This is a genomic window from Nostoc sp. JL23, from assembly GCF_017115065.1.
GTDB lineage: Bacteria > Cyanobacteriota > Cyanobacteriia > Cyanobacteriales > Nostocaceae > Nostoc > Nostoc punctiforme_A.
Genome location: NZ_JABXKN010000072.1, coordinates 107,318 through 129,723, shown reverse-complemented (window position 1 = coordinate 129,723; position 22,406 = coordinate 107,318). Strand labels below are relative to the sequence as shown.

General features: G+C 40.8%; 23 protein-coding genes and 1 pseudogene. 19 read left to right on the top strand and 5 right to left on the bottom strand.

All coding sequences use genetic code 11. The features are described 5' to 3' along the window. The first annotated feature begins 413 nt into the window (after positions 1–413). The 3 genes from HWQ42_RS15295 (at position 414) to HWQ42_RS15285 (ending at position 3,057) form a co-directional block, all read left to right on the top strand. Positions 414–1,403: a GDP-mannose 4,6-dehydratase gene (locus HWQ42_RS15295; protein ID WP_292813444.1), complete on the top strand. Its 990-nt coding sequence runs from the start codon at positions 414–416 to the stop codon at positions 1,401–1,403. Between the two features lie 17 nt (positions 1,404–1,420). After that, positions 1,421–2,596 (top strand): glycosyltransferase, encoded by a 1,176-nt coding sequence (locus HWQ42_RS15290; RefSeq protein WP_292813503.1) that lies wholly within the window; start codon positions 1,421–1,423, stop codon positions 2,594–2,596. Between the two features lie 89 nt (positions 2,597–2,685). Beyond that, positions 2,686–3,057, top strand: a complete 372-nt coding sequence (locus tag HWQ42_RS15285; protein ID WP_292739674.1) for a hypothetical protein — start codon at positions 2,686–2,688, stop codon at positions 3,055–3,057. A 42-nt stretch (positions 3,058–3,099) separates the two neighbouring features. Here HWQ42_RS15285 and HWQ42_RS15280 read toward each other — a convergent pair whose 3' ends face one another. After that, positions 3,100–3,531, bottom strand: coding sequence for a hypothetical protein (locus HWQ42_RS15280; protein WP_292739672.1), 432 nt, complete (start codon positions 3,529–3,531; stop codon positions 3,100–3,102). Between the two features lie 427 nt (positions 3,532–3,958). Between HWQ42_RS15280 and HWQ42_RS15275 the strand changes: the two genes are divergently transcribed. The 12 genes and pseudogenes from HWQ42_RS15275 (at position 3,959) to HWQ42_RS15220 (ending at position 14,019) form a co-directional block, all read left to right on the top strand. Continuing rightward, complete coding sequence (locus tag HWQ42_RS15275) at positions 3,959–4,297, top strand: hypothetical protein (protein ID WP_292739670.1); 339 nt, start codon at positions 3,959–3,961, stop codon at positions 4,295–4,297. 301 nt (positions 4,298–4,598) lie between these two features. After that, entirely contained in the window at positions 4,599–6,743 is a 2,145-nt protein-coding gene (locus HWQ42_RS15270) for a pentapeptide repeat-containing protein (RefSeq protein ID WP_292813442.1), read from the top strand. Between the two features lie 183 nt (positions 6,744–6,926). Next, positions 6,927–7,418, top strand: coding sequence for a hypothetical protein (locus HWQ42_RS15265; protein ID WP_292739666.1), 492 nt, complete (start codon positions 6,927–6,929; stop codon positions 7,416–7,418). A gap of 124 nt (positions 7,419–7,542) precedes the next feature. Beyond that, the gene (locus HWQ42_RS15260) at positions 7,543–7,749 is read left to right on the top strand and encodes a hypothetical protein (RefSeq protein WP_094352643.1); all 207 of its coding nucleotides are present in this window, start codon (positions 7,543–7,545) and stop codon (positions 7,747–7,749) included. Between the two features lie 209 nt (positions 7,750–7,958). Continuing rightward, positions 7,959–9,215 carry a GNAT family N-acetyltransferase gene (locus tag HWQ42_RS15255; protein ID WP_292813439.1) on the top strand — a complete coding sequence of 419 codons (1,257 nt, stop codon included), beginning with the start codon at positions 7,959–7,961 and terminating at the stop codon, positions 9,213–9,215. Beyond that, positions 9,196–9,693, top strand: a complete 498-nt coding sequence (ruvX, locus tag HWQ42_RS15250) for a Holliday junction resolvase RuvX (RefSeq protein WP_292813437.1) — start codon at positions 9,196–9,198, stop codon at positions 9,691–9,693. Before HWQ42_RS15255 ends, ruvX begins: the two co-directional genes overlap by 20 nt. A 147-nt stretch (positions 9,694–9,840) precedes the next feature. After that, a complete protein-coding gene (locus HWQ42_RS15245) occupies positions 9,841–10,413 on the top strand; it encodes a DUF3727 domain-containing protein (protein ID WP_292739658.1) in 573 nt (190 codons plus the stop codon). Positions 10,414–10,782: 369 nt separating this feature from the next. Continuing rightward, positions 10,783–11,409, top strand: a pseudogene (locus HWQ42_RS15240) (hypothetical protein). A gap of 54 nt (positions 11,410–11,463) precedes the next feature. Then, positions 11,464–12,003 carry a YqeG family HAD IIIA-type phosphatase gene (locus HWQ42_RS15235; RefSeq protein ID WP_292813434.1) on the top strand — a complete coding sequence of 180 codons (540 nt, stop codon included), beginning with the start codon at positions 11,464–11,466 and terminating at the stop codon, positions 12,001–12,003. Between the two features lie 273 nt (positions 12,004–12,276). After that, the gene (proB, locus tag HWQ42_RS15230; protein WP_292739652.1) at positions 12,277–13,380 is read left to right on the top strand and encodes a glutamate 5-kinase; all 1,104 of its coding nucleotides are present in this window, start codon (positions 12,277–12,279) and stop codon (positions 13,378–13,380) included. Positions 13,381–13,430: 50 nt separating this feature from the next. Continuing rightward, positions 13,431–13,778: a hypothetical protein gene (locus HWQ42_RS15225; protein WP_292813432.1), complete on the top strand. Its 348-nt coding sequence runs from the start codon at positions 13,431–13,433 to the stop codon at positions 13,776–13,778. Positions 13,779–13,782: 4 nt separating this feature from the next. Further along, a complete protein-coding gene (locus HWQ42_RS15220; RefSeq protein ID WP_292813430.1) occupies positions 13,783–14,019 on the top strand; it encodes a Uma2 family endonuclease in 237 nt (78 codons plus the stop codon). 77 nt (positions 14,020–14,096) lie between these two features. Here HWQ42_RS15220 and HWQ42_RS15215 read toward each other — a convergent pair whose 3' ends face one another. Together HWQ42_RS15215 and HWQ42_RS15210 are read right to left on the bottom strand one after the other, a co-directional pair. Next, positions 14,097–14,762: an HAD family hydrolase gene (locus tag HWQ42_RS15215; protein WP_292813427.1), complete on the bottom strand. Its 666-nt coding sequence runs from the start codon at positions 14,760–14,762 to the stop codon at positions 14,097–14,099. Beyond that, positions 14,763–15,764 carry an ROK family protein gene (locus HWQ42_RS15210; RefSeq protein WP_292813425.1) on the bottom strand — a complete coding sequence of 334 codons (1,002 nt, stop codon included), beginning with the start codon at positions 15,762–15,764 and terminating at the stop codon, positions 14,763–14,765. Between the two features lie 111 nt (positions 15,765–15,875). Here HWQ42_RS15210 and HWQ42_RS15205 point away from each other — a divergent pair, with 111 nt between their 5' ends. Continuing rightward, a complete protein-coding gene (locus HWQ42_RS15205; RefSeq protein WP_292813422.1) occupies positions 15,876–16,097 on the top strand; it encodes a hypothetical protein in 222 nt (73 codons plus the stop codon). A gap of 4 nt (positions 16,098–16,101) precedes the next feature. Here HWQ42_RS15205 and HWQ42_RS15200 read toward each other — a convergent pair whose 3' ends face one another. Continuing rightward, complete coding sequence (locus HWQ42_RS15200; protein ID WP_292813419.1) at positions 16,102–16,854, bottom strand: Mut7-C RNAse domain-containing protein; 753 nt, start codon at positions 16,852–16,854, stop codon at positions 16,102–16,104. Between the two features lie 406 nt (positions 16,855–17,260). Between HWQ42_RS15200 and HWQ42_RS15195 the strand changes: the two genes are divergently transcribed. Together HWQ42_RS15195 and HWQ42_RS15190 are read left to right on the top strand one after the other, a co-directional pair. Beyond that, a complete protein-coding gene (locus HWQ42_RS15195; RefSeq protein ID WP_292813416.1) occupies positions 17,261–17,548 on the top strand; it encodes a hypothetical protein in 288 nt (95 codons plus the stop codon). 341 nt (positions 17,549–17,889) lie between these two features. Continuing rightward, positions 17,890–18,867 (top strand): sucrase ferredoxin, encoded by a 978-nt coding sequence (locus HWQ42_RS15190; RefSeq protein WP_292739638.1) that lies wholly within the window; start codon positions 17,890–17,892, stop codon positions 18,865–18,867. 167 nt (positions 18,868–19,034) lie between these two features. Here HWQ42_RS15190 and HWQ42_RS15185 read toward each other — a convergent pair whose 3' ends face one another. Next, a complete protein-coding gene (locus HWQ42_RS15185; RefSeq protein ID WP_292739725.1) occupies positions 19,035–20,630 on the bottom strand; it encodes a helix-turn-helix domain-containing protein in 1,596 nt (531 codons plus the stop codon). A gap of 1,069 nt (positions 20,631–21,699) precedes the next feature. Between HWQ42_RS15185 and fdxB the strand changes: the two genes are divergently transcribed. Further along, positions 21,700–21,993: a ferredoxin III, nif-specific gene (fdxB, locus tag HWQ42_RS15180; protein WP_292813413.1), complete on the top strand. Its 294-nt coding sequence runs from the start codon at positions 21,700–21,702 to the stop codon at positions 21,991–21,993. The last annotated feature ends 413 nt before the right edge of the window (positions 21,994–22,406 follow it).

The following is a 22,406-nucleotide window of genomic DNA, read 5'->3' as shown; positions in this document are numbered from 1 at the left end:
ATACTCTCTTGCTAGCTCGTCCGTACTTAGGAGTCAAACAAATAAAACTTTTCATATAGTCGTCACCAAGCTAACGAAGATTTTACTCAAAGTTGAGCTACACACCTTCAAAAAGAAGCAGCTTTTGCTGAAATACATAGTTACTTGATTTATAAAATTATACTCTTTTTTCAAAATTATTTAAATTGTAGTAATATGTTTTTTACGTGAAATTGCTTATTGATTATGATCTTTTGGTAAAATATCAAATAAGATTTTTGTATAAAAAGAATTAGTGAATATAGTAAAAATAGCATTCGAGCTACACTAGCTCCCTTGTTAAGATTTGTCAGCAGTGTTGAGAGTCTTAATGTTTGTTCTCCAACAAGTGCCATTTCGTACCTAAAGAGATAGACAGATATAGGGGACAAAATATGACTAAGACAGCCCTAATTACAGGAATTACTGGTCAAGATGGCTACTATCTCAGCCATTTGCTCCTCAACCGTGGTTATCGAGTTGTCGGATTAGTACCCCCACATCGACAACCTAATTTGACAAAACTGGGAATACTGGCAAATCAGGTAGAAATTTTTACGGTTGACTTGAGGGATAATGCAGCACTGTTCACCGCAGTTGAACAACTTCGTCCTCAAGAAATTTACAATTTGGCGGCTCCCAGTTTTGTACCTGACTCCTGGAACGACCCATTAGGAACCCTTGATTTAATAACTGGTACAGCTACTAGACTTTTGGAAGCAGTACGAAAAGTTGGTTTGTCTACCAGATTTTATCAAGCCAGCAGTTCAGAAATGTTTGGCGATGTATTCCTCTCGCCTCAAGATGAGGAAACCGCTTTTCGTCCCAAAAATCCTTATGCTGCGGCTAAAATGCACGCCCACTGGACGATGGTGCATCATAGACAGCGCTATGGACTATTTGCCTGTAGCGGAATTTTATATAATCACGAGTCTCCTTTACGCGCACCTCAGTTTGTCACACGCAAAGTTTCTTTGGCGGCTGCATCGATTAAATTGGGTTTAACTGACACCTTAGAAATGGGTAATCTTGATGCCAAACGTGATTGGGGCTTTGCAGGTGATTATGTAGAGGCAATGTGGCTAATGTTGCAAATTGATGAACCAGAAGAATATGTGATTGGCACTGGTAAACTGCATAGTGTTAGAGATTTAGTTGCCACAGCCTTTGAGTCTGTCGGATTGGATTGGACGCACCATGTAGTATTAAATACTAGTTTCTTGCGACAAGATGAGCATTTTCAGCTAGTAGCTAACCCCAGCAAAGCTAAAAAAAAGCTCGGCTGGGAACCCCAAGTAAGCTTTGAGGAACTTTTAGAAAAAATGGTAAAAACAGATTTGGAGCGGTTACAAAGCGGTGCAATCGCGCCCTTACCGCAAGTGTAAATAATCTAAGATAGCACATCACTACAGTGACAAAAAACCTGAATTTAGGTGATAAAGTTAACAAAACAACTAACCATGTCTTCGTGTTTTTAGAAATTTTTGCTCACGAAGGTGGTATTCAATCGTATATAAAAGATATTTTTCGCGCCTATCTGGGATTGAGCCAAGACTACAAGGGAGAAGTCTTTTTGCTGCGAGATGGTGCTGATAGCTTAAATCCGTTTGAAGATGAGAACTTAAAATTTCATTACTTTAAAAATCAGTCTCCCTATTTGGGGAGATTGCAAATGGCAGCAGCTTTATTGAAGTGTCTGTTGCAAAGCCGTCCAGAGCAGGTTTTCTGCGGTCACATTAACTTAGCAGTATTAATCCAAACACTTTGCCAGCCCTTGGGAATTCCTTACACCGTGCTAACTTACGGCAAAGAAGTCTGGGAACCGTTGAAAAATCAAGAACGTCGCGCCCTGACATCAGCAGATAGAATTTGGACAATTAGTCGCTACAGCCGCGATCGCGCTTGTGTTGCCAATAGTCTAAACCCAAAAATGGTACAGATGATGCCTTGTGCAATTGACGCGGATAAATTTACTCCTGGCTCCAAACAACCAGAATTAGTCCAGAAGTATGGCTTAACTGGCGCGAAAGTGTTAATGACAGTAGCGCGATTATGGTCAGGAGATATTTACAAGGGTGTAGATGTTACCATTCGGGCAATACCACAAATCGCTCAAGTTTTCCCAGAAGTGAAATATTTGGTAATTGGTCGTGGTGATGACCAACCGCGATTAGCTAAACTTGCTGCATATTTAGGTGTGAGCGATCGCGTTGTGTTTGCTGGTTTCGTTGCCACAGAAGAATTAATGGAATATTACCGCCTTGCTGACGCCTATATTATGCCTTCGCAAGAAGGCTTTGGTATAGTTTATCTGGAGGCAATGGCTTGTGGAGTGCCGGTGTTATCTGGTGACGACGATGGCTCCGCTGACCCCTTGCAGGATGGTAAACTAGGATGGCGAGTCCCACACCGCAATCCTGATGCTGTAGCAGCAGCTTGTATAGAAATGCTTCAAGGGGATGACCAGCGATGTGATGGGGAATGGCTAAGAGAACAAGCGATCGCTCTGTTTGGCATAAATGCCTTCCAACAGCACTTACAAAAAATGCTGCTATCCTCAGTAATAAAATCCATTTGAGTCCAAGTGACAAACGATCAATGACTCAGATCATAACTAATGACTAAAATCGCTATCCTAGAAGGAGAGCAGGACAAAATTTATTAAAAATGAGCTTTAAGTCATTTCAATTGAATCTTTTAAATCTCCGCCCTTGGCTCACCCTGCTAGCAGTTGTTTGGTTGCTGGTATCAGTGGGCTTGGGTTGGTTAGTTAATTCATTGCTAATTATTTTCGGGTTGCTGTTGTTGGCACCGATTGTGGCTTTTTTTGGTTTTCGTTGGTGGCTGCAACGCAACTTGGTTGCCGATCAATGTCCCGTCTGTGGATATGAATTTACAGGTTTAAATAACAGTCAGTTGCAATGTCCTAACTGTAAGGAGTTGCTGCTAGTACAAAATAGTCATTTTCAGCGCTTCACACCAGAAGGCACAATTGATGTCACTGCTGTCGAAGTTCCAGCCAAATCACTGGAAGAATAGTCAAGGATCGTTAGTCATTTGCAAAACATAAATGACTAATGACTATTTATTTTTTTGCGATATTGAGAGGCTGTAAGTATACTGTTGCGGGGATAGTTCGCCCACATACAGCAAGTATTTTCCTGGCTGCCAATAACCAGAAAGTTCTGACTTACCTCCAGAGTAACTATCTGCTAGTACACAAAAGCGCCCCCCAGGTCCGTCGATCAGCAGTGTTGGCTTTCCTTGACTCTCTACTGTTAATCGCAAATAAGGTAGTGACTCTGTAACTTGGACAACTTGATTAGGTTCAGTAGTAATATTGCCACAATTACTTTTGACAGTTCCCCCAGACTTGCCGTTCAAAATCAATGGATCGGGTTGGGAATTCCGATTAATTTGGATTGTTGGTGTTTGTGCCAAATTAGCCTCAGTGAAAACCAAACTCATCGCCAAAGCTGTGGGAATAATTGCAAGTAGCCTAAGCGTCTTCATTTTAATTAATGCTCCAGATTTTTTTCAGAGCAATATTGTTATACGGTCTGATTTATATAGACGACAGCAATCCCTCTTGGTTCCAAAAGCTGACGTATAAAGTAATACCAGTTAATTAAGGATTATTTGTAAAGATTTGATAGGTGTATGTAGAGACTTGCATTGCAACGTCTCTACATACAATGCTTTTCGGTTAAAGGGAAAAAAGAGAAAGGGTTTGAATTTACCTTTAGCCCAAGCCCAGTAAGCTTTCCCCAGACCAAAAGAGAGATTGTTGGGTTGATCTGCAAAGTATTGCATCTCTACAATTGATATCTGTAAAATCTTGCACGCACAGAGATTAGCTAAAATCACTAAGACAATCACCAAAAATAGAATTTGGTTGGTCTATTGTTGAATAAGTATGCTAGTGAGGTAGGAAAGATTGATGAATCCTCAACCAGAAGAAGACTTACAGCGTCGCCTTGATAAGCTAGAGGCAGAGATTAATTCCCCGCCTGGGGTGGTTTCACAAGAACAAAAACAAAGCCCTCAGTCTGTTTTTGCCAGCTTTAACTTGCAACTAGAGCGATTTCAGATTTGGTTCAACAGCTTATCTGGTGTGAAAAAGCTCGTAGTTTCGGGTGTGACGGTACTAGTAGGCTTGGCGATACTGCAAGCAGTGTTTAAACTAGTTGCATCTGTAATCAGTCTGGCACTTTTGGCAGTGTTAGTGTATGTTGGATACAAATTTTTTGTGTCTGGTAGCTTTCAACGTAAGCAATAAGTTGATATGCATTTACTTTGCACTCTGCCCGGAGTTATGACAGTCAGGAGCCGGAATAAAAACGGCTTCTGACTTACGCAGTATTTCCAAAAAGGTGAAGTACAGAAGTGAAGTGTCAAAACTAGGTATAAAGCCTGTTTTACTTCTGAATTCTGTTAGCGCAGCCCATTCTGACTCCTGAATTCTGCTGCATTACTCCTAAATCCTATTTCAATATGCTTTTCTTTTTGCTGACTGGCTTAGTCTATTTTAATTGTGCCGATCGCGGCGGCGTAGAAATAATATCAAAGGAAATTATACGATGACGTCACCAATTGTCAGGAGAACTAGTAATCAATCTGGTCAGTCAAAAAAATCGGAAAGAGCTAATTCGCTGCTGCTAGGAAGTCGGCGTTTTGCTGCTTGGGCGGCTGAAATTACACTAGTGGTTACTAGTGGATTGATTCCCTTCGGCATAGGTGTCTATGCCAATTCTAGAAGCGATCTGAACCGAGTGCCCCTGAACCCCGTGCTGGTAGTCACAGAAAGAGCGATCGCCAGACCCCTCGCTCTACCTGTGAGCTATGGCATTCGTAACGTTGCATGGCCGACTAATATTTTGTGGACAATCGCCCTGTTAGCACCTGTAACTCTCTCGTGGTGGCAATTGTATTTATTAGCTAAGACTGGTAGCACAATTCCGAAACGTTGGTTAAAAGTGCGGGTTGTCAACGAGCAAGGGAAGCCGCCCGGACTGGGGGCAGTTGTAATTAGAGAAGGAGTTGGGCGTTGGACAGTACCCATTTCTATCGCCTATCTACTGTGGCGCTACAGCTTTGCTTTTCCGAATTTAGGATTGTTCACATTTTTGTCTTTATTAATGATTGTGGGTGAAGGGATTGGCTTACCGTCGCGTCGGGGGCGTCGCGCACTACACGATCAACTCGCAGGTACTTATACAATCGATGCAGTCTTAGCTAGCAACAACAAACAAGCTCAGTCTGCTGACGGTAATGAAGAAGCGGAAGAATGGCAAGAGGGAGAAGAATTAGCGGCAGACCGAACCAGCCAGTCGCCTAATTTGTGGCGGCGAATACAGCAAAATCCCAATTTGACTTTGTTTGGGGTAGGGCTGACGAGTATGACTGCTGTACTGGCAACTTTAATTGGCACTCAAGTTTATATCCAAATTCAACAATCCCAGCGAGCAACCAAACAAATCAACAGCCAACAATTCCTCGAACTTGTCAAACAATTGACTCCCAACTCTGGGGCGACTAATGAGCAACGCCAAAGTGCAATTCTGGCTATGGGTGGTCTTAATGACCCACAATCCATTAAATTTCTGGCGGATTTATTAGTTAGCGAAACTAACCCCAGCCTTCTGGATACAATTCAACAAGCTTTGACAACTGTCGGGCCCCAAGCCATTCCGGAACTCAAAAATAAAAATCAGTTTTTGGTGAGTGAACTGGAATCTGTGGGTAGCACTGCAACCAAAGACCGGGAATTACGGCAAGGGCGGCTACAAAGAAACCAACGGACAATCAACAAGATTCTCTCTGTTTACAGCGGTAAAAAAATCGAGGGTGTTGACCTTAGTAGTACCCAATTAGGGCAAAGCGGTACTTCAGGAAGTTCCTTCTTCAACTTGGTACTGGACAATCTTGATTTATCAGGAGTTAAGTTTAAATCTGCAAATCTTAACCAAGCCAGCTTTAAGGGTAGCCGCTTCCGGGGTGTGGGTGAAGATGGACGCTGGGATACCTACGACGATGTAATGGCTGATTTAAGCCAAGCTCAGTTGCAGCAAGCCAATCTTACTGATGCTAACCTCAGTCGCGTCTTGATGAACCGGATCGATTTGAGTCGTGCCACTCTTAACAGAGCCAACTTATCCAACGCGCGTCTATATGATGCTAAACTCAACAGCACCCAACTAGTAGGAGCCGATTTGCGAAACGCAGTTTTGGAAAAAGCTAGCTTGACTGGGGCAGATTTAGGCGATGCCAAATTGAACGAAGCCAATCTGTATGCAGCGCGTTTAGGTCGCGCCACTGCCATCGGCACGCAATTATCTTTTGCCAACTTAACTAACACTGATTGGCAAGGAGCAGATTTATCAGGAGCTTATTTGGATCGTGCTAATCTCAGCAATGCGAACCTCAGTGCCACTCGTTTAACTGGTGCTGTTTTGCGTTCTGCCCAAATGGAAAACGTGAATTTGCAAAATGCCGACCTGAGTCTTGCAGATTTACGAGGGGCAAATGTCGCTGGAGCAGATTTTAAAGGAGCAATTCTCGCTCCTAGCAAACAAGATCCAGCAGATCAATTTGTCCAAACCCCAGATTTAGGCTCAGTATCTGCCGTAGTCCAAGGGGTTAATTTTTCTCAAGCCAAAAATTTAGATGCCAAGCAATTAGCATACATTTGTACTCAAGGAGGCATTCATCCCCGTTGCCCGTAGAATGGAGGGGGCAGGGGAGCAGAGGGGCAGAGGGGCAGAGGGGCAGAGGTGTAGGGAGAGAATAACCAATACCCAATAGGCTTTGCTCAGTACAAGTGCCCAGCCCAATGCCCAATGCCCAATGCCCAATGCCCAATGCCCAATGCCCAATGCCCAATAATAAAATGGTGTGAGGAGTTGGTTATGAAGTATATTCCATCTTTGGTTTCAGTTTTGGGGGCTGGTTTGGTCTTGAGTCTGGTTAGTACTAAACCAGCACAAGCTCAAGTAGCTTATGGCAGTTATATTGGTATCGGGCCCACTGTTGGTATTACCGATGGTATCCAACTTGGGGGAGTAATCGCGGGGCGCTACAAGCTTTTGGAAGCACCAATTTCACTCCGTGCCCAAGTGTTAATTGGTAATAATACCGCAGTTGTACCAACGGTTTCTTACGATTTCCCCCTCAACTGGCAAGCTGATGCCTACCTGGGTGCTGGGTTAGTGTTGGCTGGTGGTGGTGGATCTTCTCCTGTGGGCGACAAAATTAGTTTTGCTTTACAACCAGGCATCGATTATATGATCCCAAATAGCAATACTGTCCTTTTTGGCAATGCTATTATTGCTTTTGATGCCTACCGAGATAGTAGTGGTACAGCTATCTCCGTACAAGGTGGTGTTGGTTTGAGATTTTAAGGAGTACGCTATCCCTAAGAAGCGTTAAACTTCATTGCAAATTAAGAAGTTAGTCCAAACAACGTGATAGTTTTTGGTCATGAAGAGAGACAGCACAGGATTAACACAGGAGAACACAGTGGCAATGGAATCAAATTTATTAACAGATGCGGGCGCAGATGAAGTGAATCAAGATTTCAGTGAATATGTTGCCAACCTGCAACTTCACATGACTCTGCAAGCTCGCAATCTTGTTCCAACCCTCAAGCAAACACTGGTAGATAGTCGCCACCAATTACTCCATCAAACCCAAGCCCACTTTGAAAAGCTAGTTTCTCGGCAAGGGTTATAAAATATATACAAATTTTAATCAAAATTCAAATAAAATAAGGGCAGATGTTGTTGGGTCAATGCCAATGGTGTTCTCACAAGGTCTGCTTTTTCTGCTTTTTAAGTATTAAGTTACTAAAATCACCCTTTTGGCACAATAGTAAAGAGCAGAAACTAGTTAAGATCATTGCAAGCAGTTGCTTCCTTTGAAGAGCAGTTAGTTAAGGCTAAATGGCGGCTCGAATAAAAATGACTTCATTACTTCCCAGAAACCTCAGCGTTGTCATCCGACCAGTCCAGTACCGGGATTTGGACGGCATTGAGCGCATAACTCAAGAGTCATTCGCAGCCCTTACTCCGAAGGGAGCAGGTTTTGCCATCAGCCAGATGCAAAGGCTGCGTCGCTGGTATGGATTACTCAAATTTTTAAGTTGGTTTCCTAACCCGCTACAGTATCGACTGTGTGCTTTTGTTGCAGAGCAAGGGCGGATACTTTTAGGAATGATTCAAGTTTCACCCTTTAACCGGACACGCAGTACTTGGCGGATCGATCAAGTGCTATTAGAGCGTGGTGTCGATAAACAAGGAATTGGTTCGCAACTTTTGCGTCATTGCTTTGAGTCGATTTTAGAAGCTCGCACCTGGCTACTAGAAGTTAATATCAATGACATTGAGGCGTTGGCACTATATCGGCAAAATGGATTCCAGCGTCTGGCAGAAATGACGTACTGGGAAATTGAGCCAGAATTACTGGCTGAATTAGCACAAGCAGAGCCAGACTTACCAAACCTCTTGCCAGTGAGCAATGCTGATGCCCAGTTGCTATATCAACTAGATACAGCATCGATGCCACCTTTGGTACGTCAGGTTTTTGACCGTAATACCCGCGACTTTAAAACCAGTTTATTTGGTGCTTTAACTGATGCAGTGAAGCAATGGCTGACTAAAACAGAAGTAGTCAGTGGTTACGTGTTTGAACCGCAACGCAAAGCCGCGATCGGCTATTTTCAGGTGCAACTCGATCGCAAGGGTGAAGTTCCCCATGCTGCAACGCTGACAGTTCATCCTGCTTACACCTGGCTTTATCCAGAATTACTATCTCAACTGGCTCGCATTGCCCAAGATTTTCCCCAGCAAGGGTTACAACTAGCTTCTTCAGACTATCAGGCAGAGCGAGAAGAATATTTGGAGCGAATTGGGGCAAAACGCATAGAACATACATTAGTGATGTCTCGCTCTGTGTGGCACAAGTTACGAGAGTCGAAATTCGTTTCCTTAGAAGGAATCCAGTGGACTGATATGCTGCAAGGTTTACAACCAACTCGTAAACCTATACCAGGTGGGATGTCATGGATACAACCAGGAAAGTTGCCATCGTCAGATAAACCTCTGCCAAGCAAGCCAGAACCGATTAACTTTTCGGTAAAAAACCCTAGTATAGAAACATCGCCGATTGCTGAATCAGCAGATGGACAGCAGGAGAATTAGTGTGATATCCCAAGAGCAACCAAAACCGTTTATTTCAGCTTTGGGGCTAGATTTTGGTCGCAAGCGGATTGGTGTGTCTGGGTGCGATCGCACGGGTTTAATTGCCACGGGTATCACCACAATTGAGCGCGCATCTTTTGAGCAAGATGTCGAGCGAATCCGACAAATAGTTAATGAACGTGAGGTGCAAATTCTAGTTATGGGCTTACCTTATTCAATGGATGGCTCATTAGGATTTCAGGCTCGTCAAGTTCAGAAATTTACTACAAGACTTGCTAAAGCACTAAACCTGCCTGTGGAATATATGGATGAGCGATTAACTTCATTTCAAGCAGAGCAACTGCTGATAGCTGAAAACCGCTCCCCATCACGCCATAAAGGTTTGATTGACCGCAAGGCAGCCGCTTTGATTTTACAACAATGGCTGGATGTTAAGCGTGCCAACTCCCGCAGTTCAGTTGCGGCTATTGAATATTGATACCTTTTAACATGATATTCTGAAAACGATTAGCCAGCAGTTGTATCTACGTATAAAGCTATTTGCTTGACATAATAATATGTCATTAACTTGTAGTTAAGCGATTTTCAAACTTGCTGGTATTTATTAAATTTCTACATTTCGGCTATGTTTTCCTCTCCATTTCCTGAAGAAAATGATAACGCTCATGCGGGTTCCATCACTTTAACCGATGACAAAGGGCGATCGCTCGACTGTTATATAGAGCATCGCCTTGAGGTTGATGAGCAAGAATACGTTTTGCTTCTTCCTGTAGATTCACCTGTAGAAATTTTTTCTTGGGAAGGTGACGGTGAGGAAGAAGAAGCGGTTCTGGTAGAAGATGACGCCATCATTGAGCAAATTTTTGCTAATGCCCAAGCAGTACTATCTGAACAGAACCTGATATTGAAGAACACAGCTTATGCTCTGACTGTTGCAGGTGATTTACCGCCAGTGGAAGAATCAGAACTCTTCACCTTAGAAATCGAAGACGAAGGGGAAGATTTAGAGCCAGAACAATTACAGCTACTCGCTAGCTTCTATGATGAAGATCAGGAGTATGCAATTTATACACCTCTAGATCCCCTGTTATTTTTTGCACGGATAACGAAAACAGGTGAGCCTGAACTACTTTCTCCAGAGGAGTTTCGTAAAGTGCAACCTCTGTTAGAAGAACATCTTTTTAATGAAGTGGAATAAGATTAAAAATTCAAAATGTAACATTTTCATTTTGAATTTTTAATTGAGAGTTTTCATTGTAATTAAAATCTACCTAAACTTTTTACCATGTCCCATTAAATGTGGAAACTATGAAACATTGACACTAAATTGGGACAATTAGTATTGTTTAAGATTCTGGAACAAGCATTTTGGTCGTGATTTTCAATTCCGCGATCCAAAGCCAAAATTGGTATGATACCAATTCTGTATTAAGATACGCTAAACCATATTAGGAGTGAAGTATAAGAAAAAAAACGAACCACAAAGGGCGCAAAGTACACAAAGAAAGAGAGAGAAAGAAAGAAAATTTGGCGCAGCCTCACAAAGAAATGTTATGAGTTGCTGAAAATGACTTATAGCGATTTTACATTAAGTAAATTTAAAAAGTCATTCAGCATCTGCATTCATGAAAAAACTGATTTATGTGCTGACATAAAACCTTTACAGGCAAGTGAGAAACTCAAAAATTCTTTAGAAGAAACTACATAACTGGCTTTAGCAATTAATACTGAAAAAGCTCGTTCAGAAATGATTATCACTCCGATATTGTTGGAGGTAAGACGCAGGGCTAATTATCCAATTAGCTTATTTTTGGGAACAGACTTTAATGTAGATGCAGAAAAAGGTCTGACTGGATACTGTGACTTTATCATCAGTCGTTCTAAAGAGCAGCTAACGAATAATGTGCCAGTGGTGGTTATTATTGAAGCCAAAAATGAAAATATTAAAGGTGGATTAGGTCAATGTGCAGCCGCAATGTTGGCAGCACAATTGTTTAATCAACAAGAAGGCAATGAAATCAGAAAAATTTATGGTGCGGTAACAGCAGGTGATATTTGGAAGTTTTTGAAGTTAGAAGAAAACGATATATTTATTGATTTGAATAATTATTACATCAAAGAGATAGATAAAATTTTAGGGATTTTATCTCAAAATGTTCAGGGAGATATCCCAGGATCGAGTTCGACTAACTAAACTAATATTGGGTTATGCTCATTTGTCTGAGCTATTTAATTTTGACTGGTGACTATGGCCTGGAACAATCTTTTACAGCCTGACTTGATTTTAGAGGGTTCAGTGTTGAACCTAACACCAGATATTATCCAAAAAAACGGGCTGAAAGGGCTGGTATTGGATGTAGATGAAACTTTAGTACCCTTTACAGTCGGGATAGCTTCCCCAGAACTACGAGAGTGGGTGGAGCAAATTCGCACCTGTACTGCATTGTGTTTGGTGAGTAACAACCTGAGTGAAGCGCGAATTGGTGGAATTGCGCGATCGCTCAACTTGCCTTACTACTTAGGTGCAGCCAAGCCTTCCCGACGCAAAATTAGAGCAGCACTTAGGGGAATGGATTTACCAGTGCATCAAGTGGGAATGGTAGGCGATCGCTTGTTTACCGATGTCATAGCAGGTAATCGCCTGGGAATGTTTACCATTCTAGTCGAACCGATTGTTCATGCCGACGCGGCTCTCCGCTCTCATCCCATCCGTAACTTTGAAGTCTGGATATCTGAAATTCTGGGAGCCTCTATTACCCCCAAGAAAACCAAGATTCACAAAAGTTGAGAAATCGTCAGGAAAGTAAATCTAAAGAAATAGTTAAGGAATCTTACTGGAACCAAAAAATCGGGGATCATAAGTATTAATAACATGGGGTCATCCAAAAAAGACCCTAACTCATACTAAGTAAATATACTTCCGTAAAGCGTCAACCTTCATTATAGAGGGATTGGCGCTTTACAATTTCTTTAGTCATTTGTCATTTGTCCGTTGTCATTCGTCAGTTACTAATGACCAATGACCAATGACCAATGACTAATGACCAATGACTAATGACCAATGACTAAAACAATTGTTGTCAAAATCGGTACTTCCAGCCTAACTCAACCAGAAACGGGACAATTAGCACTTTCTACTATTGCTACCTTGGCGGAAACACTCTGCAATTTAAGACGCCAAGGACATCGGGTGATTTTGGTTTCTTCTGGCGCTGTAGGCGTGGGGTGTGCGCGGTTGGGTTTAACTGAACGTCCTAAAGCGATCGCACTCAAACAGGCTGTAGCAGCAGTTGGACAAGGGAGGTTAATTCGGATATACGATGATTTATTTACTACCTTGCAACAGGCGATCGCCCAAGTATTATTAACTCGTAGTGACTTGGTACAGCGCAGCCGCTATCTCAACGCCTACAACACCTTTCAGGAATTATTGGGATTGGGAGTGATCCCCATAGTCAATGAAAATGATACTGTAGCGATAGACGAACTAAAATTTGGTGATAATGATACCCTTTCGGCATTAGTTGCCAGCTTAGTAGAAGCAGATTGGCTATTTTTGCTCACCGATGTTGATCGGTTGTACTCTGCCGATCCCCGTTCCGTGCCAGATGCGCGGCCGATAGCTCTAGTTAGTAGCATTAAAGAATTAGCTCAATTACAAATAGGTTCCCAAGGTTCTCAGTGGGGTACTGGTGGGATGGTGACAAAAATTTCGGCTGCGAGGATTGCGATCGCTGCGGGAGTACGTACCGTAATTACCCAAGGGCGATTTCCCCGGAATATCGAAAAAATTATCCAAGGCGAACTGATTGGAACGCATTTTGAACCGCAACCCGAACCAACTTCGGCGCGTAAACGTTGGATAGCTTACGGGCTTGTACCTGCGGGGAAATTGTATTTAGATGAAGGTGCGATCGCGGCAATTTCTCTAGCAGGAAAATCCTTATTAGCAGCGGGAATTAAGCTAGTAGAAGGAGAGTTTGAGACACAGGATGCCGTGCAATTGTGTGACACCGACGGTAATGAAATTGCCAGAGGACTTGTAAATTACAACAGCAATGAACTGCAAAAGATTTGTGGGCGTCATTCACGGGAAATTTCCACAATTTTAGGTTATGCCGGTGCAGAAACGGTGATTCATCGAGATAATTTGGTTTTGACTTAAAATGGAAATGAGATAAACTTTGTGACTACTAACTGAGAGAGTAAAAATTTATGACTCAAACGTTAGAAAATGCTGTTAACTTACCAGAAGAACAACGCTTCTTTCGACATGGGTTAAGTTGGGAACAGTTTAAAGCGATTCAAGCTAGTTTTGAAAATGTACCAGGAGTGCGCTTATTTTATTGTGAGGGAATTTTAGAAATTGTGAGTATTGGTAAGCCTCATGAGGCAATTAAGTGTTTAATTGGTTTGCTCTTGGGGCAGTATTTCGTGGAACAGGGCATTGAATTTTTCCCAGTGGGAGTTTTAGCCAGGTTAATTACCAAGATAGTAGAATATCAAGCAGATTTATTCTTATTGCTTTGGAACGGACAAACCTGTACCACACTTGTGTATTGAAGTAGTGATTAGTAGCAGCTGTTCCATCAAATTACAGAAATACAAATTAATGCAAGTCCCGGAAGTTTGGTTTTGGGAAGATAGTACATTTGAAGTTTACTGCTTACGAGAGCAAGAATATGAGAAAGTTGCTAATAGTGAGTTGCTAGCAGAATTAGATTTATCTCTGCTCAATCGTTGTCTTTTGTTATCGTCTCCCTTGGAAGCAATTAGGGAGTTTCGTCAAAATATTCAACAGTAATAGTAGGTTTAAATGAAAGAAAATATTTTAATATCGTTCAGAGTGTTAATTTTTTCATTAAACTCATAATTATAAGTCTAATAGTGCGACAACAAAGAAGGCAGTTGGTGCATAGAGTAAAAGATATGCGCTCCAGATGCCTCAAGTAGATGAGCCTCACTTTGCTCGGTGTATCCTAAAACTCTCATACCAGCAGCAACACCTGCACGTACACCCAAAACGCTATCTTCGACAACAGTGCAAGATGGAGCTTGAAATCCCATATTTTTAGCTGTATATAAGAATAAGTCAGGTGCTGGCTTCCAACTTCCAATTTCATACGAGCTAAAGATACGTCCTTCAAATCGAGACAATAGATTAGTGACACGCAAAGCTAACTTAATCTTTTTGGGTGGGCCACTGGAAGCAACGCAAATAGGTAGATTAATCTTGTCTAAAGCTGCTTCTATTCCTTCTACAGGAAGTAATTCACGCTCGAATGCTTCAGCAGTACGGGTACGAAGCTGAGTTACAAAATCTTGTGGCATCTTCTTACCAAGTCTTTGCTCAATGACAGCAACACAATCAGCCATTTTGCAACCCTTAAATAACAAAATAGCTTCTTCAAGTTTCATTGCAAGCCCAAACTCAGCGACAAATTTTACAAGAACGCGATTACCCAATCCTTCGCTGTCTACTAACACTCCATCACAATCAAAAATAACTAATTCTGTTTGCACTGATACACTCCACGCCTCACTCATTTACAAATTCGGAATTGTCATAGAAGCGATCGCCACAGCCCCCCACAAAGGCGCATCATCACCCAGCACCGCCGGCACAATTTCAAAATCAACCTCCGGTAAAGCCGTCTCCCGCGCCACCTGACGCACCACCCGCCAAAAATCCTCCCCCGCCTTCGTCACACCGCCTCCTAACACAAAGCGCTGCGGATTCATCAAGTTCGCCACATTGCCAATACCCACACCCAGCGCCCAAGCAGCCTTGTGTAAAACTTCCTTAGCCAAATCATCCCCAGCCGCCGCCGCTTCACTTACCAACTGTCCCGTCAGCAAAGTTAAATCTCCCCCCACTAAACCCCTCAAAATCTCTCCATCTCTGAGTCCTCCGCGCCTCTGCGGTACCCTCCGGGAAGCCGCTGGCGCGTCTACGTTTTCCAAAATTTCTCTAGCATTTTGCGCCATATAAGGCCCCGAAGCCAAACGTTCCACACATCCCCGCTTACCACACAAACAAACTGGCCCAGCCGGATCTACAACGATATGTCCAATTTCGCCAGCCATCCCACCAGCACCCCGCCAAGGCTGGCCATTGAGTATCCAACCACCACCTACGCCAGTGCTGACAGTTATATAAAACAGGCTATCGTATCCTTGACCAGCACCAAAGCGATGTTCTCCCAAAGCAGCAATATTAGCGTCATTATCTACATCAACAGGAACACCAAACTCCTCCTCTAATAAGGCTTTGAGAGGAATATTTTCCCATCCAGCCACATGATGAGATAGCCGCACCGTCCCCGTGGAAGCATCAACCGGGCCGCCAAAACTGACACCGATCGCAGCAGGTTTTGCGTCTTCTAGCAACGAGTAAATGAGCGATCGCATAATTTCCAAGTCAGTGCTAGCATTTGCACCTACTGGCGATAGACGACGTTCATAACGCAACCACTTTCTCGAACCAACATTTACCAATGCTGCCGCCAGCTTAGTTCCGCCAAAATCGAGAGCTAAAATTAATGTCATTCACTCACCTTTTATTACACCATCACACAACATAGTTTCTTTCTGAAGAAAGATGTTTGCACTCAAGATACATTTAACACTAGAAAAAACTACACTATTTTTTAATAACTCATGACACCCGATCAAACCGATCCACTTATCGATTTCTCTCACGCCAAAGAACCTCCTCGCTCTATTGATATCGATAAAGCTCAAGAGGCAGATCCTATTGAACCAGAAGAAGTTACTGGAGAGAGTAAGCAAAACCCTACTCCTGATGATTTGAATGGCGAAGATGAAGATCCTAGAATCGGAGGTAGTCAAATAATCAGTGGGAATATCTCAGCTGGGTAAATAGTTACTCACCTTTTTGTGAATTGAGTACTCCATCAATAAAGTGTTGCAATCGTTCATAATGTGAACCTTTCCAATAAATGCGATCGCAGTCTTGACAACGCTGGAATTGATCGATCTGCGATCGCACTTTTTCTGGCACTTGTTCAATAATGGATTGTTTATCTACACATTCTAATAATCCATTGCAACGCAAACACCGTTTAAATGGTGCAATTAATTTAAATAAGTCGAAGCGTTGTAGTACTTCTATAATTTGTTCTTGAGGGTTAGTGTTTCTAACGTAATACCCATGCGTTACCAAACTACGCATCAATAGACCCTTATCACGAGTCAAGAGAATCCGCTCTTGGCTAGAGGATATTTGGGCTAATTTCTCATCCTCGTAGTCATTGCGGTATAAGGTATCAAAACCTAAAAGTCGTAACGATGTCGCCAGCTTCCCCAAATGAATATCTAACACAAAGCGGATAATATTGAGCGGTTTTGGCAAAACAGAAATGCTTGGTATAATGACACTCCTAGCTGAAATTGGATAAACATTGATAGTATCTCCATCCGAAACTATGTAAGAAAAATTTACATATTCACCATTAACATTTATAAAATCAACTTCGGGATGAGGGACACCTAACGACTCAATCATGTCCTTAATTGAAGCTTTCTCCTCAAAAAAATGAGATATTTTCACCTGCTTGTGATGCCGTGGTAAAAAATGATTCAATTCTGCATGGAAGTAGAAATATGCGATCGCCATAGCCACAGATATTTGGATTACCCTACTGGCAACAATTTGTCACAATTGCAAAACTCTATCTATTGTATTGAAAAATCAATACTTGTTAAAGTGAGGTATATCTACTATAAAATGCCCATTTACCTTAATTGAAACCATAAAGATTCTCAAATACTTGCATTTATTATTGAGTTCAGTTACAGTCAAATCAGATGCCTATCATCAAACTCTGACATGAGCTTCAGGAAGTTAGATTAGGTAAAAAGGTAAATAACAAGATTGTCAATGTTGATGTCAGTGACGCTGTTAATAATTGGTCACTAGTTTTCAACATTGATTTATAGTGCATGAAATATGGGGCACTAAAGCATTTACCCCTAATTGGGTTGTTTTTATTTTTCCAATTTAATTGAGAATAATTCGCAATATGTATAAACTTATAGATATATTCAAAGCAGATAGGGGAGAAAGATTTTTAAACTCGTATTGGCTGATTCCGCATCGCTCTTTAGGAATATCTTCTTCAAAAGAAAGACAAAAAACTAGATTTTTATATGTAAAAACAGGATTGCTAACTAACTATATAAATAACTTTAGCAAAACTTTAAACAAGTATCTTATTGCCAGCAATGTTTTTGGTTGTAGTATCAGCTACATTGATATTGTCAGCAAGTTAATCCTTGGTAACTCTCCAAGTAGGTTTGCGTTTATCTAAAAAATTGAATTTATTTGATTTTACTCAAGAAAGCAAGTTCATAAAAACCGAGTTTCAGCAAGTGAAAATTTATAAAATACCAAAGAACAATAAAACTAGATACAAAATTAACGTCGCTCATACGGAAAAATCTATCTTGACACTATTTATCTTTATTGTGGAGAATTTATTAACCGGAAAGACCTCGATCAATAATGATGTTATAAAGTGGCTACCTAGTTTTAATAGGGAAATGAATATTGTTCTTTTTTATCTCCTTTAGCCAAGGATATTGTAGTGAAGAACACAAATGTATTTGGTAATACCTTTTGTCCATAAAATACGCTAATGAGTACAGCGAGATGAATACTTTTTTTTGTTCTGACGATTCACGGCAAATAGGAGAAGATGTTATTGGTAGCGCCACCAATTATCAAACTTATATTTTAGTTGAGTGTCCTTTACCTTGGACATCAGAAGCCTTTAATTCCAAATGGGTACCCCAGAATTTGAGGATTTTGGTAGAAGAAGTGAAGCGTACTAAACTACCGATTAGATTTCTTTTAATTGCTAATGATGTATCACACAAGGTAAATCACACTACACTTTTGATTTATCAAAAAGAAGAGGGTCTAAGTAATGGATACCATAAGCAAGAGTTTAAGCTAGCAAATATTGAGCAAGTAGCAGGAGTTGTCCAAAAGTGGATATGGGGTATCGATTCTAATTTTGAAGTCGAAACTAGTACAACTAGAGATATTTTAGTTTGTACCCACGGTAGCCATGATAAGTGTTGTGCGAGATATGGCGCTCCTTTTTACTTCCATGTGACAGCGAGTAATGCTGATTTGTGCTTAGATAATGTGCGAATTTGGAAATCATCGCACTTTGGTGGACATCGGTTTGCACCAACAGTCATAGACTTGCCAGAAGGAAGATACTACGGTCGTCTAGATCGAGATTCGTTTAGATCGATTTTGACTCGTACTGGTGATATTCAATGCTTAAATCAAGTCTATCGAGGCTGGGGAATTCTACCTGCTGCACTTCAGGTTTTGGAAAGAGAGTTAATCCTCTGTAAAGGATGGGATTGGTTTAACTACAAAGTTGCAGGCAAAATTTTAGAGCAAAGTTTAGACAATAGTACTATCTTAGCTGAACTTAGTTTTGAACAACCTTGTGGTTCTCTCTACACTTACCAGGCTAAACTTGTGAAAGATGAAACCAAGACTCAACAACTGAAGAGTTCATGTAATGCTACACGAGAGTTGGTAGTTACTAAATATGCTGTTGGTAGTTTTTGGATTACCTCTAGTAAGGTAATGAGTTATAGTACATAAAAGTAGAGAGAGAGTTTTTAAACGCAGAGGGACGCAAAGGGAAGCGCAGAGGAACGCAGAGTATTAATAAGTTTAGTTCGCTACGAATTAATTAAATACTGTATTTAGTATAACGCTACACAAATTCGTAATAAAATCTTTGTGTCCTTCTGCGTTTAAATTCCAAATCAAGATGAAGTCATATTTAAGACTTTTCGTAATAGTACTTGGTCTTCTAATTTGGCTTTTAAACGGCCATTTTCAATATCTCGAATCCAACTTTGGCTTTTACCTGTGAGTTTTGCCAATTCTCTTTGGGAAAGATTCAAATTTTTTCGCGCCTGCAAAATCTGTTCACCCAGTAAATCGTTTGTAGCTTTGGGCTTCTTTTTGGCTTTAGCAGTTCGCCGTTGCTTTTTTTCCGATTCTGAGATTTGCTGTTCCCATTCTGGTGGGAGTTCAAAAGCTAAAATCCGCGCATTCATTAGTAGATTCCACTTACCACGGGGGCCTGTGTCTGTGAGGCGAGTTTCAGCACCACCGTCATTAGTCCAAAATTCTAATGCTTCATCTGGATCTTCGGGAAGATCAATTAATTTCGCCCACAAAGGTTGAATTTCTGGTGGGTAAGTAACTGGATCGAAAAGCGGTTTCATTCCATAGTGATTGAGGATTTCCAAGTCGCTTTCAAAGGTTCGCAGTAGACGTTTGCGTTCTTCCCGTTGTCTGGATGCAAGGGCGACTTTTTCTTCACCGTAAGCAATACGTAGCAAGGTAGGAATGGTAATGCGTTGTTCTTTGCCCATTTTGGTTTTAAACAGCAACCACAGCATTAACCGAACTGCGCCTTCATGTTGCTGCCAAATACTCATAACTGTGGTTAGCAGCGTTTTAGGGAGACTGCCGTATTGATAGAATGCGGTTCGTTCCTTACATGCTTGTTTATTTAAGAAATATTGTGCCCATAAGCCTGCTTTTACTTTAAAAGTTAGCCCAATCAGATATTTGCATCCATGATTGTCTTCTTGGAAGTGGTGCTGAATATCTACTAAGTGCCATAAGCGGCTGCTGACAAGAGAGAATCCGTTAATTCGACCTTGTTGCGGCCAGTCAATGGAGATAATCAGGGAGCAAGCTTGCTGGACAAGATTTTTCATTAAAGCTAGCTTGGCAGCTTTGCTCAAGTCTTTGCGTTTCTCCATCCCCAAATATTTCTCGATTTGTCGTTCATCGATCGCAAATTCTTGCTCCCAAGGTTGCTCTAAAGCTGTGGCATAACCTGCAAAAATTAGATGTATGCAAGCGGCTCTGATATCAAGCCCTTCAATTGCTGCTATATCGGTGGCTTTGTCATTAACTTGGAATGGATCTTGGATGTGAAAAGCGATCGCACCTCGTCCTTGATTGACTTGTCGGCTGTAACTGATATAGCCTTCTTCATCGGTTTCCCAATGTAGGGATGTGCGTTGCGCTAGTACATTACAAGCTTCCCAAATTGCGATCGCTGAAGCAAATGGATTATTCTTACCATTAGAAAACAAGTCTAAGCTGCTAGCATCTCTTGGTTCAACTTTGCATCTCCCCTTTTTCGCCTGCCAAGGAATAGGAGAATTAGTTGGACAAGCTATTACACATTGTGGTTCTGAATAATAGCCCTCACAATTATTACAAAGACCAGGATCAACCCAGTATTCATTGTCCTCTATTCTGATTGCACCCGTAGGACATTGGGGGCGGCAGTTGTCACATCCAACGCAACTGTTGTTAGGAATTGTATAAGGCATTTGGCTCTTTTCCCACTCTAATCGTTGAGATGTCTGGCTCAGGTCTCCCCTAGATGAGTCCTGTTTATTCATGACTCCCTACCACATGATCTTTCTAGTGAGAATAATCTTTTCTCACTACGTTCGATTCCCACATCCACTTGTTAAAATCGCATCTTATTGCCAGCTATTTAAGACTTTGAAAACAGCCTAATAAAACTTCTTATTAACTATACATTTCATGAAAAAAATGATTATTTTGTTCGTCTTGAGCTTAGGAAAAAATCTTAACATTTATTTAATTAGGTAATTAATGAACATTTTAGCTTTGACCATAAAACCTTATGCAAAGTATTTTTAGGAAATGTTTAAGCCTCCTGCAATTGAACGCCCTCTGATTTGTTAATAATTTTAATATTTAAGGCATCATAATATTCTGCCATAAAGTTTACAGTTCCTTTATAAATTAATTCTGTGTATTCAGATGAAATAAGAATATTGCTTTTGTCACCATTTAACTAAATATTTAAATCAAAATAAATTGAAAATTGTTGCTTTCTAAAATACATATTGCATATATCAAAATGTAACTGACGAACATTTATTATGGTATATATGTATACTGTTTATATAATTTTATTTGCCTAAATCAAAAAATATTTGAAAAAGAATATCATTACTCTTAGAGATATAGTTGCATTTGCTGGAAATAATAGTTAAATCAGCAGCTATAAATCAGATAGACATGAAGCTTTACGGGAGCATCTCAATGAGTGTAAAAACACGCCTGCCCTGGCGAATGGAATTCGCTACTCATGGGCTGCTACCTATAGTCAGACATTAAGCCTCTGACTCAATGAATGCGTTTATATGTAGAGCATGGGAACCAGGAATACTAAATATTCATAAGAATGATTTGCAATAAATTTTATCTATAAATTGAAATAAAAAACAATTCAGCATTGTGTTCAAAGTCATCGAAAATTTATATGATAAAAGTAATTTTTGAATACAAAAAAATAAAAGATTAGGATAATATGATGATTAATGCACAAACAGATTGACAGGCAAAATTGCTGAGGATTTATTCATGGCACAACTAACAGGTTTGACATTTGGCGGTAAGGCTTGGACACCAAAATTTGCTCAGGAAATCGACAAGGATAAATGTATCGGCTGTGGCAGATGCGTTAAAGTATGTGGCTACAATGTGCTTGGTTTGAAAGCACTCAATGAAGAAGGCGAATTTGTGCAAGATGAAGATGATGAAGAAATTGAACGGAAAGTAATGGCAGTTACTTCTCCAGAAAACTGTATTGGTTGTGAAGCGTGTTCACGGATTTGTCCGAAGAATTGCTACACCCATGTTGCAGTAAATAATTAAGGTATTTGGAGTTAGTCAAAATTTTTGTTAATTCAAGGAGGCACTGTTTGTAAAAAGCGAAAATGCGCTAGGCAAGGTAACTTGAGGGGAATACTAAGTGTTTACTGCAACTAATAAATAGTTCACGGTAAACAATCCGTAAATCGGAAAATGTTAACTATTAACAAATTTAAACTTGCTGCTAATATAGCCTAATCAATATTAGGTCAACAGTGCCCTCTTGGAATAACTAGCTTTTTTGAAAGCAGGGGGCTAACTTTTTCATAGGAGTTGAAATATAATTTGTAATTTTCTGGGGGAAAGATATGGAAAAAATCTGGAATTTTCCCCCTTTTTTTATGGCTGCACGTTAGAAAGTTAATAAGTGAAAAGGAAATAGGAAATGGGGAATAGGGAATGGGGAGTAGGTAACA